General features: G+C 71.6%; 10 protein-coding genes. 2 read left to right on the forward strand and 8 right to left on the reverse strand.

The annotated features are described in order from the left end of the window. Positions 1 to 33 precede the first annotated feature (33 nt). The 3 genes from F784_RS0110660 to F784_RS0110670 all read right to left on the reverse strand — a co-directional run bounded on the left by F784_RS0110660 (position 34) and on the right by F784_RS0110670 (position 3,537). Positions 34 to 1,284 carry an ABC transporter substrate-binding protein gene (locus F784_RS0110660; RefSeq protein ID WP_019586720.1) on the reverse strand — a complete coding sequence of 417 codons (1,251 nt, stop codon included), beginning with the start codon at positions 1,282 to 1,284 and terminating at the stop codon, positions 34 to 36. A gap of 86 nt (positions 1,285 to 1,370) precedes the next feature. After that, positions 1,371 to 2,375, reverse strand: coding sequence for a LacI family DNA-binding transcriptional regulator (locus tag F784_RS0110665; RefSeq protein ID WP_026332407.1), 1,005 nt, complete (start codon positions 2,373 to 2,375; stop codon positions 1,371 to 1,373). A gap of 259 nt (positions 2,376 to 2,634) precedes the next feature. Continuing rightward, positions 2,635 to 3,537, reverse strand: a complete 903-nt coding sequence (locus tag F784_RS0110670; RefSeq protein WP_019586722.1) for a DUF1349 domain-containing protein — start codon at positions 3,535 to 3,537, stop codon at positions 2,635 to 2,637. A 188-nt stretch (positions 3,538 to 3,725) separates the two neighbouring features. On the opposite strand from F784_RS0110670, the gene F784_RS0110675 reads away from it, so the two are divergent. Further along, positions 3,726 to 4,253, forward strand: coding sequence for a hypothetical protein (locus F784_RS0110675; RefSeq protein WP_157465180.1), 528 nt, complete (start codon positions 3,726 to 3,728; stop codon positions 4,251 to 4,253). Continuing rightward, complete coding sequence (locus F784_RS0110680; RefSeq protein WP_019586724.1) at positions 4,211 to 4,591, forward strand: hypothetical protein; 381 nt, start codon at positions 4,211 to 4,213, stop codon at positions 4,589 to 4,591. The genes F784_RS0110675 and F784_RS0110680 overlap by 43 nt, the downstream gene beginning before the upstream one ends. A gap of 50 nt (positions 4,592 to 4,641) precedes the next feature. On the opposite strand, the gene F784_RS27575 is transcribed toward F784_RS0110680, so the two are convergent. The 5 genes from F784_RS27575 to F784_RS22950 form a co-directional block, all read right to left on the reverse strand. After that, positions 4,642 to 6,933, reverse strand: a complete 2,292-nt coding sequence (locus F784_RS27575) for an ATP-binding protein (protein WP_019586725.1) — start codon at positions 6,931 to 6,933, stop codon at positions 4,642 to 4,644. Between the two features lie 35 nt (positions 6,934 to 6,968). Continuing rightward, complete coding sequence (locus tag F784_RS0110690) at positions 6,969 to 9,317, reverse strand: ATP-binding protein (RefSeq protein WP_019586726.1); 2,349 nt, start codon at positions 9,315 to 9,317, stop codon at positions 6,969 to 6,971. Positions 9,318 to 9,380: 63 nt separating this feature from the next. Continuing rightward, positions 9,381 to 9,851: a cupin domain-containing protein gene (locus tag F784_RS0110695; protein ID WP_019586727.1), complete on the reverse strand. Its 471-nt coding sequence runs from the start codon at positions 9,849 to 9,851 to the stop codon at positions 9,381 to 9,383. A 6-nt stretch (positions 9,852 to 9,857) separates the two neighbouring features. Then, on the reverse strand, positions 9,858 to 12,545 hold the full coding sequence (locus tag F784_RS0110700) for a hypothetical protein (protein WP_020700647.1): 2,688 nt from the start codon (positions 12,543 to 12,545) through the stop codon (positions 9,858 to 9,860). 156 nt (positions 12,546 to 12,701) lie between these two features. Continuing rightward, positions 12,702 to 13,250 carry a GNAT family N-acetyltransferase gene (locus F784_RS22950; RefSeq protein WP_019586728.1) on the reverse strand — a complete coding sequence of 183 codons (549 nt, stop codon included), beginning with the start codon at positions 13,248 to 13,250 and terminating at the stop codon, positions 12,702 to 12,704. Between the last annotated feature and the right edge of the window lie 161 nt (positions 13,251 to 13,411).

Raw genomic sequence — 13,411 nt, forward strand, 5'->3', positions numbered from 1 at the left:
GGGGGCCGCGCCTGGCGACCCCCGGTGCGGCCTTTAGCGGGCTCGGCGCTGGATGAGTCCCTGCGCGTCGGTGAGCGCCTGCTGCACGCTCTTGGAGCCGTCGAGCACGGCGCTGAGAGAATCGTTCACGATCTGCTCGGCGACCGGGTCGAGTCGGTTCACGTCGATGGGCTTGATCTTCAGGGCGGCCTGACGCCACAGGACGCGAGCCTTCTGGTTGGCGAGGTAGGGCACTCCCTCGTTGAAGAGCGGGGCGTTCTGCGCGGCGAGCAGCGCGGGGAAAGCGCCCGTCGTCTTGAACGCCAGCACCTGCTGGTCGGGGTTGGTGGTGAGGTACTTGATGAGTTCCCAGGCCTCGGCCTTGTTCTTGCTCTGGTTGGGAATGCCGTAGAAGGAGCCGCCGTACGAGGTGAAGGTGTTGCCGGGAAGCTGGGTGGCGTTCCACTTGCCCGCGAAATCCTTGGCGAGCCAATTTTGCATGTGGCCCACGAGCCACGCGCCGCTGACCTCGGTGGCGAAGTTGCCCTTCTGGAAACCGGTCGTCCAGTCGGCGCTGAAAGACGCTCCGACCTTAGCGTCGAGTTTCGCGTCGCGGATCTGCTTGGCGACGGTGAAGGCGCGCACGAAGCGGGGGTTGTTCGGCCCGACGAGCACCTTGTTGTCCTTGTCGAAGTACAGCCCCTCGCCGGGCTGGAGGCCCGTGCGGATGATGATGGTGGCGACCTCCGAGGCGTCGGGGATCAGGAAGGTGCCGGGATTGGCCGCCACGAGTTTTTTCCCCGCCGCGATGTACGAGTCCCAGCTCTTGGTGAGGTCAACGGGGCGCACCCCGGCCTTCTTCAGGAAGTCGGTGCGGTAGTACATGCTGCCCGGGCCGATGTCGGTCGGGATGGCGACGATCCGCCTGTCCTGGGTGGTGGCCTGCGGCATGGTGTAGGCGACGAAACGGGACCGCAGGCTGCCCGCGTTGTATGGCGCCTTGCTGAGGTCGACCAGGCCCCCCCCCTCAGCGAACTTGGCGATGTAGCCGAAGTCAATGGCCTCCACGTCGTTCGCGCCCGAGCCGGTGGAGAGCGCCGTGGTCAGCGCGTTGTGATGATCGGCGTACGCGAGCGAGTTGATCTTGACCTCGATGTTCGGGTGCGTCTTGTAAAAGCCGGGTAGGGCGGCCTTCACCACGCTGTCGAGGTCGGGGAACACGCCGACGGTGATCGTCTTCTTGGTCTGGGCTCCGGCGACGCTGGCGACGAGGGCGAGGGTCAGGGCAGTCAAGGTCTTCTTCATACAGTCCTCCGGGGACGAGGGGTGGCTTTACTTTGAAAACGCTTTCATTCCTGCGGCGGAGCTCCTTCCGGCCCGGGTGAGGTTTTCTACGTGCGGCGGCGGGCGGTGGACTCGCGGACGATCAAGGTGACGTCGAGGGGGGGCAGTTCAGGGGGCTCGTCCCGGAGCAGGCGCAGGACGCAGGCGGCGGCCGCCACGCCCATCTCGTAGGTGGGCTGCCGGACGGTGGTGAGCGGGGGGGTGGTGTAGATCGAACCCGGCAGGTCGTCGAAGCCCACCAGGGACACGTCCTCGGGCACGCGCAGCCCCCGGCGGTACAGCGCGAGGCGCACCCCGTAGGCCATCTGGTCGTTCGCCGCGAAAATCGCCGTGAACATCCGCCGCCCCTCAATCAGGCGGGTCGCCGCCAGAAAGCCCGACTGCTCCAGGAAGTCTCCCTCCAGCACGAGTTCGGGGTCGAAGGGGAGCCCCGCGTCCTGCAGGGCCGCGCGGTATCCTGCGAGGCGGTCCTGCGCGTCGCGGTGCGAGTTCACCCCGGCGATGTGGGCGATGGCGCGGTGACCGAGGTCGATCAGGTGCCGGGTGGCGGCGTATGCCCCGCTGTGGTTGTCCAGCCGCAGGCACTGCGCGTCGAGGCCGGGAACGCAACGCCCCAGGGCAACGAGCGGCACCTGTCCCGCCACCTCGCGCAGCCGCTCGTCGGGCGTGACGCCGCCCAGCACGACCATGCCGTCCACCCGGCGCGAGACGAGGAAGTCGATGGCCTCCATCTCCTCCTGCGCCCGCCAGTGGCCGCTGATCACGACCGGGTGGTAGCCGCTGCGGGCGAGCCCCTGTTCCAGCCCCCGCAACGTGTCACCGTAGAAGGGGCTGGAGATGTCCTGCGTCAGGACGCCGACGCTCATGGTCCGGCCACTCGCCAGGCCGCGGGCCAGCACATTGGGACGGTAGTTCAGCCGCGTCAGGGTGCGCTCGACGGCCTCCCGCTTCTCGGCACTCACGTTCGCCGTGCCATTGAGAATCCGGGAGACCGTGCTGGCCGACACTCCGGCCGCACGCGCCACTTCCGCGAGCGTCACAGTAGGTTCCATATGTGCTTGCGAAGAGCATACGCAGGTTTTGAAACCGCTGTCAATTACTTTTCTGAGGAGGGGTTCGCGGGGGCGGAATGGAACGTTAAAAGTAGCTTTCTGCAATCAGATGGTAGAGAAATCGCTGTCAAGAGCCCGGCTTCGCTGCTCGCTCTGGAGAGCGTGCGGGCGACGGTGCGCTCGTGGAACTCGTCAGCCACGCCCACCGCCATCCTCCACAGCATGCTGTTGCTCGCAACTCTCGTCGGCTTGAGGCCACTCAGCGAACAGGGTCCGAAGGGAAGCCCAAGCGGCTGACCAGCTCGGCGGGAGTCACTCCGGACAGGTCCTGCCCGCGCCAGGCATCGGGCACGTTGGGGCGCCCGAAGCGCACGAAGTCCACCCGCCCGATCAGGTCCGGCTGGCCGTCCGGGACCAGGCTGCCGTTCGCCTGCCTGGGGTCGTACTCTCCCCGGCGCAGGTACCGCTGGATCGTGTCGTAGTCGGTGTAGGCGTTGAGGCCGACCTGGAGGGTGGCGGGCAGGTCCGGGCGGAAGTAGGCCTTGTGCAGGGTCCAGCGCCCTCCATCCAGGCGGTGCAGCAGGACGAACGACGCGCCGACGCGCGCGAGCCGCAGTTCCACCCAGCCCGTGCGCGCCGGGGTGAGTTCCAGGGTGGAGGCGCTGTTCACCGTCGTCTTGGCCTCGAACTGGGGCACGCCGCCGTTCCCGGTGCCCACGGTCAGGAAGACCCAGTTCTCGCGCCCGGCCGTCCAGGTGGCCGCCGTATCCATTCGGGGGGCACGGGCCATCAGGCCAAGCAGGGAGAAGGCCCGCTGCGGCACGGCACCCCCGCGCCCCGTCACCCTCACCCGCGCCGTCACCACGAAGTCCCCGGAGACCGTCTTGAACAGGTAGGGCGCCTGCCAGTCCCCGTACCACTCGCTCGTCTGCGGCTCAATGTGCAGCTCCCCGGGAAAAGCCGCGTTCACGTCCAGCGCCCGCCACTTGCCCGGCCAGCCCTCCACCTCGTCCGCGCGCTGCCACGAGCGCAGGGTGCCCGCATCCGAGAACTCGTCACTGAGCGGCGCGAGGTCATCTGCGGCGAGCGCGTGCCCGGGCAGGGCCAGAAGCAGGGTGAGCGTGGCGAGGATGGCGGTGGTTCGGTGGCGGGAGTTGGGCATGGGGGGCTCCTCTCGGGGCGGGAATGGCCGTCCGGTACGCTCCGAGCCTACCTGGCCCTCCGCAGCCCGCACATCGTCAGGTTCAACCTGCCCTCTCCCGGCCCGCGCGGTTGAACCGAACGATGTGCCGGGAAAATGGTCCCGCCTACGCTGCTCCCAGCGGTCCTAGGGGCCGCAGGAGGAAAAAGATGACTCTATTGACCGACCGTTCGCCAGGCACCCCGGCCCGCACGCACGCCCGCTGGCGCACCGTCCTCTACACGGTCGCGGCGCTCCTCACCTTCGCGGCCATGCAGCTTTTCACGGGCTCGTTCACCGTGGCGCTCGAACCGTTCGGCGTCAAGCTCGGGCCGTTCGAGCCGGACGTGCCCCACTTCATCGACGCCTGGTATCAGGGACAGTGGGCGGTGCTGTCGGCCATCCTGCCCTGCGGCGCGCTCCTCGCCTCGCTGCGGCGCCCGGCGGGGCGGCCCCTGCTCGTCCAGTTCTTCGCCCTGGTGATGGGGCTGGTCAGCCTCACCTTCGTGGTCGTGCCCAACCCGGGGGCAATCCCGGCTCCGGGCTGGAGTTGCTGGTTGCCGGGGGCCTCCCGCTGGCGCTCGTCCTGGGCACCTACCCCGCCCGCCGCGCGCTGCTGCGCCCACCTGCTCTCACGAACGTCAGCCTCCCCCTCGTGGTCGCCAGTGTCTGGCTGGCGCTGGCCCTGCTCCCGGTGAGCCTGCACGAGGCGCATCTCCAGGCCACCACCCACGACTACCTCGCGCAGCACCACACGCACGCCAGCGCCGTGACGCTCGCGCTGCTCCTGACCCTGGGCGGGCTGCTGAGCGCGACTCGGGCGCCCGGAGCCCGGGTAGTCGGCACGCTGGTCGGCCTCTCGCTCGTGTATCTCGGCGTCTGCGCCTTTGCCACCGTCGAGCGAGCGGGCAGTTGGGGGGTGACGGGCGGCGGGCTGGCCCTGCTGGGTGGTCTGGCCTTTCTGGCGGTTCTCGGGTGGGAGGCCCGGGGAAACGGTGCGGATGACCCGCGGGTTCGCCCGGCCACGCAACCCTGAAGCGTCCAGGCGGCATTTGGGGTGGGCGGCCGGGAGATGGGCCGCCCACCTCACGTCCCGGACCCACCCCCCGTTTCGCGCCGTTCCAGGGCCAGCCGGGCCGCCATGACCCGGGTCGTCACCCCGAGCTTGGAGAAGAGGGTCCGCACGTGGGCGTTCACGGTGGGCACGCTCACCTCCAGGTGGCGGGCGATCCCCGCGTTCGTCAGACCGTCGGCGATCAGGTCGAGCACCTCGGCCTCGCGGGGGGTGAGGTCGGGGTGGGGGGCGGCGGCTGGCCAGGGCTCCTGGTGAGCAGGCTCCGGGGAGAGGGCCGCCTCGGGCGTCAGACCCCGACCAGCCTGCCAGGCGGGATCGAATCGTGCCCCGGCCCCCCGCCGCGCCTCCTCCTGGAAGGGGACGTACAGGGTGCGCTCGGTGGGCGTGAGGGCGACCTCCTGGGCCTCCCGCCAGTGCTCGGCGGTGCCCCAGAGGGAGGCGGCACGCTCGGGCTGCTCCCGGACTGCTTCCAGCGCCGCGAAGCCCTCCAACACGTAGGCCACGCTGCCCGGGTCACGGCCCTCCCGGGCGAGGGCCCAGGCCTCCTCCAGTCCGCGCCGGGCCGCGTCCTCGTCGCCCAGCCGCAGCTCGGCGAGCGCGAGGCTGTGCAGGGCGAACACGAGGTAGCTGCGGTCCCGGTGCTCACGGAAGAGGGAGACGGCCTGCAACAGAAAGGCCCGGGCCTCCTCCCAGCGGCCCCGCAGCGCCGCCAGCCGCCCCTGCCCGAGCCGCACGTAGCCCACACCCCAGCGGTCCCCGACGCTCGCGTAGGCCCGCTCGGCCTCCCCGAAGCTCGGCGCGGCCTCCTCCAGGTTGCCCGCGTACATCGCCATCGTGGCCTGCGCGGAGAGGTAGTGGGCCAGGCCCAGCCGGTCCCCCTCGGCCTGCATCAGTGGGAAGCCCTCCCCCGCGCAGCGGGCGGCGAGCTCGAAGTCGCCCTGCAGGTAGGCCATGCCGCCCAGCGCGAAGAGGGCCCGCGCCCGCAGGGTGCCGTCCGCCAGCCCCAAGCGCAGCGCCTCCTCGACGGCCCGGCGGCCCTCGGCGTGGTGCCCGTTCTGCCACCAGAAGTACCACACGCCCCAGGCGATCCGCGCCACGAGGTCCGGCTGGCCGGAAGCGAGGGCGCGGCGCACGGCGGAGCGCAGGTTGTCCGCGTCCTGTTCGAGCCGCTCGGCCCACAGCCGCTGGTCCCCACCGCGCAGGGGCGCCTCGGCGCTCTCGGCGAGCGCGAGGAAAAAGGCGGTGTGCCGCGCCTCGGCTTCCTCCCGTTCCCCGCGCTCCTCCAGCCGCTCCAGCGCGTACTCGCGCACCGTCTCCAGCAGGGTGAAGCGCGGGGTGAAAGCCGTTCCGGGCACCGCCAGGGCGAGGTGCTGCTCGACGAGGACGGAGAGGGGGTCGAGCAGGTCGGATCGGCCCGTGACCGCCCCCGCCGCCTCCAGCGTGAAGCCGCCCGCGAACACGCCGAGATGGGCGAGGACCGCCTGCTCCTCCCCCCCCAGCAGCCCGTAGCTCCAGTCGAGGGTGGCCCGCAGGGTGCGCTGGCGGGCAGGCAGGTCGCGCGGGCCGCCCTGCAGGAGGGGCAGCGCCCGGTCCAGGTGGGCGAGCATGGCGGCGGGGGGCAGCACCCTCGCCCGCGTGGCGGCGAGTTCGATGGCGAGGGGGAGACCATCCAGGCGCCGCACGATCTGCGCGACGCTCCCCACGGTCTCGCCTGACGGGGTGAGCGCCGCCCCGCGCGCCCGCGCCCGGGCGAGAAACAGCTCCACGGCGGGCGAGGCGGCCTGCTCCTCCGGGGGCCGCCGAGGTTCGGGCAGGGCGAGCGGCGGCACCGGGTACTCCTGCTCGCCCGAGAGGCGCAGGGGCGCGCGGCTGGTCGCCAGCACCCGCAGCCCGGGCACGCTGGACAGCAGCTCAGCCACGACGGGCGCGGCACCGGGCAGATGTTCGAGGTTGTCGAGGATCAGCAGGGGGGGACGGGCGACCAGGGCCTGTCGCAGGGCGTCCAGCGGCGCGCTTTCGCCAGGGTCGAGGCCCAGGGCGCGCAGCGTGGCGGGCAGGAGGAGGTCGGCACTCGGCAGCGCGGCCAGGGGCACGAAGACCGCCTCCTCCCCGACAGCGGCGAGGTGCCGCGCAACTTCCAAGCTCAGGCGGGTCTTGCCCACACCGCCCGGCCCGGTCAGGGTGACGAGCGGGACTTCGGGCCGGGCGAGCAGAGTCAGAAGGTCGGCAACCTGAGCACCCCGGCCGATCAGCGGAGTGGGCGGCTGCGGCAGACTTGCGGCGTGACGCGGCGGGTGGGTCATGTGGGGGGCTCCGGCTCCAGCCTACTCCCGGCGGGTCAGCCCGGTCCAACCAGCCCGCGCTCGACGGCAACGCGGGCGGCCAGGACCCGGCTGCCCACGCCCAGCTTGGAGAAGATGGTGCGGAGGTGGGCGTTCACGGTCGGCAGGCTGATCCCCAGCGCCCGGGCGATCCCCGCGTTGGTGTCCCCCAGCGCGACCCGCGCCAGCACCTCCGTCTCGCGGGGGGTCAGGTCGGTGAGGCCCGGCTCGGAGCGGGGGGCTTTGGGAGCGGAAACGGTCACGGCCCTCCCCTCCAGGCGGGCGAGGCCCTGGCGGGCTTCCGCCAGCATGTAGGGGGCGCCGCCCGGGCCCAGCTCGTCGAGCATCCGGCAGTAGAGGGCGGCGGCCCGGGCCGTTTCGCCCCGGCGCTCGGCGAGGCGGGCCTGGGTCTCGAACAGTCCGGCCAGCAGGTGAGGGGACTGGAGGTCGAGGATGTGGGTCTGCGCCCGCGCGAGGTACGCCTCGGCCTCGGCCTCCCGCCCGGTCGCCAGCGCCCACTCTGCCAGCGCGTGCTGCACCGACTGCCACAGCGAGGGGAGCGCCAGCCCCGCGAGGCGGCCCTGGGCTTCCTCCAGGGGGGCACGAGCCTCCTCCGGCCGGCCCAGACGGATGAGCAGCCAAGCCGAGTACACCAGCGCTCTCACGGAGGCGCGGGGGTCGGGGTGATTCCAGGCCTCTGCCTGAATGCCCTTCAGCAAGGTCAGGGCCTCGGCGTAACGGCCCAGGGTGTCGAGGTGCGCCGCGAGTTGAACGGTACCGGACAGCCAGCGGCCCACCTCACCCAACGCCCGGAACCGGGCGAGGGCGTCGCGCATCAGCGCCTCGGCCTCGTCGGGCGTTCCGCCGCCCATTCGCGCCACCTCGGCAATCCTGAAGAGGCCATCGGCTTCCGCCACGGGGTCCGCCGCACGCCGGGCGAGCGTCAGGGCCCGCTCGTACAGGTGCCGGGCGGCCACGAACTCGCTCTGGCGTGCGGCGAAGAGGCCGACAGCGATGCACAACTGGGCCACCGCGCGCTCGTCCTTCTCGGGCACCCGCGCCAGCAGCGACTCGGCCCATAACCGCCCCTCGGTAACCAGGCCGCTGCCGCCCATCGTCCAGAAGGTGAGCAGGCCCTGTTCGAGCCGGAGGGCCAGGTCCAGCGCCCCCGCGGAGAGCGCCCAGTTCATCGCCGAACGCAGGTGCGGGTAGGCGACCTGCACCCAGGCGAAATACGCCCGGGTCGCTTCGCCAGACGCGAACAGGTCCTCCAGCCGGGCGAGGTAGTACTGGGCGTGCGCTTCCCGCGCGGCGTCCAGCGCCCCTTCTGTCGTCAGCTTCTCCAGCGCGTACTCGCGCACGGGTTCGAGCAGGGCCAGCCCGCCGCCCTCGGGCTCGGGGCGCACCACCCAACTGTGCTCGACCAGGGCTGCGAGCGCGTCGAGGCGACCCACCTCCCCCAACGCGCCCTCCACCTCATCCGGGGTGAAGGTCCCGGGAAACACCGCCAGCCGCGCGAGCAGCGCCCGTTCGCCCCCGTTCAGCAGGGCGTAACTCCAATCCAGGGTGGCGCGCAGGGTCTGCTGCCGGGCCGGGAGATCGCGCGCCCCCCGGGTCAGCACCCCCAGCGGCGCGTCCAGGGCGCTCCTGAGGGCGGGGAGTGGAAACAGCCGGGTGCGGGCGGCGGCGAGTTCGATGCTCAGCGGCCAGCCTCCCAGCCGGGTCACGATGTCGGCGACCACCCCCAGCGCCTCCGCGTCCCAGACCCGGCCCGGCTGCACCTCCGAGGCGCGCGCCACGAAGAGGGCCACCGAGGGCACGGCGAGGAGGGCCTGCGGGGAGAGGCGGTCGGGGGGCCCGGGCAGCGCGAGCGGGCCGAGCGGCACCTCGTACTCGCCGGTGAGTTGCAGCGGCGCGCGGCTGGTGGTCAGGACCCGGACGCCGGGGGCCTCCACGAGCAGTTCGGCCACGAAGCTCGCCGCGTCGAGCACGTGTTCCAGGTTGTCCAGCACGAGCAGCAGCCGGGCGCCCCGCAACGCCGCGAAGACGGCCTCGGCAGCGGCCTGTTCCCCACTCACGCCCAGGGCGGTGGCGACGGCCTGGGGCACCAGCTCGGCGTCGGTGACGGCGGCCAGCGACACCAGCCGCACCCCGTCGGGAAAGGCTCCCCCGAGGTCCTGCGCGAGGCGGGTCGCCAGGCGGGTCTTGCCGATCCCGCCCATTCCGGTGATCGTCACCAGGCTGACGTCGCCGCGGCGCAGCAGCTCGGCGCAGGCGGCGAGTTCACGCTCCCGGCCCAGCAGCTCGCCGGGTGAAGGGTCCAGCCTCGGAGCTCGCGCGGCTTCCCCCGCTTCTTCCCCCCTCATGGACGGTGTGACTCCCCGCTGGCAGGTCGCATGGCTGCCCCTCATGATACGGCGGCGTGGGGCTCAGGCGGTTTCGTGGGTCACCCCGTAGGCCCGCTCCAGCGCCTCCAGCAGGCCGGGCGGCTCGGGCGGCCAGCCCCGCGAGCGCGAGCGCAGCCCCGCCAGGGCCTCGAAGTAGCGGTGCAGCCCGCCGGGCCGGGCGAGGAGCAGGACATGCGCCTCCGCACCCGACGAATTCTCCAGCGAGTGGGCAAGTCCGGGTGGCACGGCGACCGACGTTTCCGGTCCGGCCAAGGTGACGCGTTCCCCACAGGTGAACGTCACCTCGCCCAAGACCACGAAGTACGTCAGGTGGGTAAGGTGAAAGGCCGTGGGTGCCCACTCGTGGAAGCGAGGGGGGAGCAGCAGTTCCAGGGTATTGCCCTCGCCGTCGGTGCCCTCCAAGTAGGCGAGGCGCAGGCCGCCCAGGGTCAGCACCCGCCGCTCCCCGGCGCGGGTGACGCGGGCGGGCAGGGTGAAGGATTGATCGTCCATGCCGCTTCACCGGTGCAGGAGCATCAGGTTGTAGGTAATGAGGTCCTGGGTGTCGCTGCCGTCCTCGGGACCCTTGGCCGTGCCCGAGAGGGAGTCCAGGTCCGCGCTCCCCGGCACCTCCGCGTAGAGGCCCAGCCCCTCGGACTGCCAGGTGGGGCCCTCGGTGGTCACGGTGTCGACGTTCTGCTGCGGCTCGCAATCGTAGTTCGAGACGTTGGTCAGGGTACGGGTGTACTGGGTGAAGATGGTCGGGCCGCCGTAGTTGATGACCCACTTGCCGTCCTGGAAGCTGACGCCGCCCCCCGCGCTCTCGTGGGACTCCCCCGCCTCCGTGCTCTTGTCGGTCTGGCGGATGCTGTAGCTCCCCTGGCAGAGGATGTCCCCCTTCCAGTCGCGCGCCTCGTCCGGCCCGGTGACGAGCCGCACCCATTCGTGCCGCAGGTCGTACGAGGCGGAGGTGAGGTTGTTGTGCGCGCCCCGCCCGGCGAGGATGTCCACCATCTCCGCCGCCGGGGGCGTGGTGAGGTCGATGCTGAGTTCCGCGTCCTTCTGGACCGTGTCGGTCACATTGGGCACGGGCGTGGTCTGCGCGTTCTTGTGCACCGAACGCTTCAGGGTGCCCTGCCAACCGCAGGTCGGGGCGAGGGAGGCGTGGTTGTCGTCCACCCCCAGCAACTGCGCCTTGCGAATGGTGCCGAACAGTTTCCGCAGCGACGGGAGGTCGGGCAGCACGCACGGCACGGTCTCCTCCCGCAGGCAGGACCCCACCGAGCCGCGAACCGCGTCCATCACGGCGCCCTTCTGGGCCTCGAAGCCGCCCAGGCCGACGAGCTCCACCTGACGCACCCACACCAGCAGCGAGGGGATCAGCGCCTCGCCCACGGTGCAGTTCCCCGCTACCTCGCCGAGGTAGGGCGCCACGTCCTCGTCGTACATCTGCTCCATCAGGGCCGAGAGCTTGTCCCAGAGTTGCGGGTCGCCCGGCTGGCCGTCCAGAATCCGCCGCCGCTGCGCGTTGAGCAGGTCGTTGATCTGCGAGGTCACGGCCTCGGTCCCGTACCTCACGGCCCGCGCGGCGAGGTCGGCCCGCTCGGCGTCCGAGCCGCCCGCCACCCCGTAGCCGCTGAAGTGCAGCAGCTTCAGGGCGTAGCTGCTCGGGGTACTGTCCGGCCCCAGCGCGGGAATGCCGGGACTGGTCCCGGACCCCTCGAAGGAGAAGGGCGAGACGGCCCCCGCCGCGAGCGGGTGGGCGGGCGTGATCGTCAGCGTGGCGGGCTGATAAAGCTTCAGGCCGTCGGGTTCGAGCTTCACCGCCCCGGCGAGGGGCCCCGAGAGGGGGAGCCCCCCGACCCCTGAGAGGGGTGTCATGGTGATCTGGGTGTCCTCGGCCAGGGCATCCGGCGGAAAGGTCAGGCGGTACAGGGTGCCGTCCGCCCCCGTGGTGGTGAGGGTGCCCCCGTCCTTGGCCGAGATCATGTCCCCCGTTGAGGCGCTGTAGTCCGGGGTGGGGATCACGTTGCCGCCGTTTCCACCTCCGCCCCCGTCACCACCGCCCACGGTCACGCTGATCTCGCGCCGGGTCTCGTTGCCGCTCGTGTCGGTGGCGATCACCGTGACCGCGTGGGGGCCCACCGCCGCGTTCGCCCACGAGAGGCGCCACCGGTTCGTGACCTTCCCGTCGCCGTCCAGGTCGAAGGTGACCTTCGGGACTCCGGCGCTGTCCTCCGTGCTGCCGATCAGGACCGGGCCGTCGAACACCTCCAGTTTTTTCAGACCCACGTTGTCTCCACCCGTGCCCGTCAGGAGGATAGGCTGGCCCGCCGTGACCTGCGGGGTGTCCACCGCGAGGTCGGGGGCGCGGAGGTCCACCCCTATGCCCGTCCCCGACAGGAACGGCAGGGTGAAGGTGGGCCCGAAGGTCTTGGGCTGCGCCGTCTCCGCATCCCTGGCCGTAAGGCCGTCCAAGGCGGCCTTCAGGGTGAAGTTCGCGGCTGAAGGTGAGGCCGCCACCCCCACCCGGGCCCCCAGGTTGCTCGATGCCTGGACACTACCCGCAGCGGCATCCAGCGTGTACGTCGCCTTGAAGTCCGAGAGCGGCACCGCAAACCGGGTTCCATTCACGCCCGGCGTGCGGACGGTGAGCAGCACGTCGAAGGTCTGCCCGGGCACGGCGGCATTCATGGGAAGGGCGCTCGTGAGCGTCACGTCGTCCGTGAGGGTCTGCACCTTGAGGTTGACCGTGGTTCCCGCCGCGACGTCCTGGTGTTCCAGCCGCCCGAAGGCGAGCAGGGTACCGTTCTCCGCCTCGCTCAGTCCCGACGACTGGAAGGTGTACGTCCCGGGCGTCAGGCTCACCGAGGTGCTGGATGCACTTGGCGTCAGGTCCAGGTGGTCCACGCCGCCCTGCGGATCGGCCTGGTGCTGGGCGTTGAACTTGACGGGGGTGCCGTCCCCGGTGAACACCCGAACGCGGACCCCCCCCACCGGAGTGTTCCCGTCACTGCCCATGGGCACGGCCTGGGAGCGCAGACCGGCGGCCTGGACCGGGGCGGGCAGCGGGGCTTTCAGGGTGAGGGTGACCAGGCCTTCCTTCCCGGGCGTGGGGGCCGTTCCTCCCCCGCAGCCCGCGAGGAGGGCGGGTCCGGCGAGGGCCAGGGTCAGGAGCAGCGTGCGGGTGTCGGGGCGCGTCTTCATGGGGACCTCCGGCGGAGCGGTGAGCGTGTCAGGTGCTCCGGTGAGGCCCACGGTACGGAGGGCCGGAACATCGCACATCGTTCGGTTGAACCCGGGGCGCGCAGGTTGAAACGAACGATCCGGCCTCTTGGAAGAGACCGGACCGGGGAGGCGCCGTCACGCCCGCCCGAGGTCCTCGCGGAGGATGGCGTACATGTGCATATCGCCGGACCGTCCCGGCCCCGGGCGGCCGGAGCCCCGCAGCGTGCCCTCGCGGCGCAGGCCCAGCCGCTCCAGCAACCGGGCCGAGGCGGCGTTCTCGACGAACACGGCGGCCTGCACCCGGCGGCGGCCGGGGTCCTCGAAGGCGTACGTCAGCACTCTCTCCGCCGCCTCGGTCCCGTAACCGCGGTGCCAGAACGGCGTGCCGAGCCAGAAGCCGATCTCAGCCCAGCCGTGAAAGGGGTTGAGGGCGAGTTCGACGCACCCGACGAGTTCGCCCCCGCGCGTGATCGCCCACGACAGTTGCCGCCCCACCCGCGCCTCCTGCGCATGGCCCGCGATCCAGCCCACTGCACCCCCGGGCGGGTAGGGGTGCGGCACGAAGGTGAAGCGGGCGACGGCGGGGTCCCCAGCCAGCGTCTCGACCTGGGGCGCGTCACCAAGCTCAAAGGCGCGCAGCACGAGGCGCGGCGTGGTCAGGGTGGGGATGGGCGAGTCGTTCACGGGTGGACCTCCGGGAAAAGTGTGGCAGAGCGGGGCGCAGCCGCGCTGCACGGAGGGGACACACCCGAACTCGCAGTGAGGCGCAGGCAAGGGGCGCGCGGACAGGCAGCTTCACAGGAGACCGGCTGGCGACACCGAAAGACCCTGCGGTGCTTCCCCAG

The sequence above is a fragment of the Deinococcus apachensis DSM 19763 genome (genome assembly GCF_000381345.1).
GTDB classification, from domain to species: Bacteria; Deinococcota; Deinococci; order Deinococcales; family Deinococcaceae; genus Deinococcus; species Deinococcus apachensis.

Bases quoted from the DNA above. Each gene is read 5' to 3' on its own strand.
- F784_RS0110660 (WP_019586720.1), bottom strand. From the start codon at position 1,284: ATGAAGAAGACCTTGACTGCCCTGACCCTCGCCCTCGTCGCCAGCGTC.
- F784_RS0110665 (WP_026332407.1), bottom strand. From the start codon at position 2,375: ATGGAACCTACTGTGACGCTCGCGGAAGTGGCGCGTGCGGCCGGAGTG.
- F784_RS0110670 (WP_019586722.1), bottom strand. From the start codon at position 3,537: ATGCCCAACTCCCGCCACCGAACCACCGCCATCCTCGCCACGCTCACC.
- F784_RS0110675 (WP_157465180.1), top strand. From the start codon at position 3,726: ATGACTCTATTGACCGACCGTTCGCCAGGCACCCCGGCCCGCACGCAC.
- F784_RS27575 (WP_019586725.1), bottom strand. From the start codon at position 6,933: ATGACCCACCCGCCGCGTCACGCCGCAAGTCTGCCGCAGCCGCCCACT.
- F784_RS0110690 (WP_019586726.1), bottom strand. From the start codon at position 9,317: ATGAGGGGGGAAGAAGCGGGGGAAGCCGCGCGAGCTCCGAGGCTGGAC.
- F784_RS0110695 (WP_019586727.1), bottom strand. From the start codon at position 9,851: ATGGACGATCAATCCTTCACCCTGCCCGCCCGCGTCACCCGCGCCGGG.
- F784_RS0110700 (WP_020700647.1), bottom strand. From the start codon at position 12,545: ATGAAGACGCGCCCCGACACCCGCACGCTGCTCCTGACCCTGGCCCTC.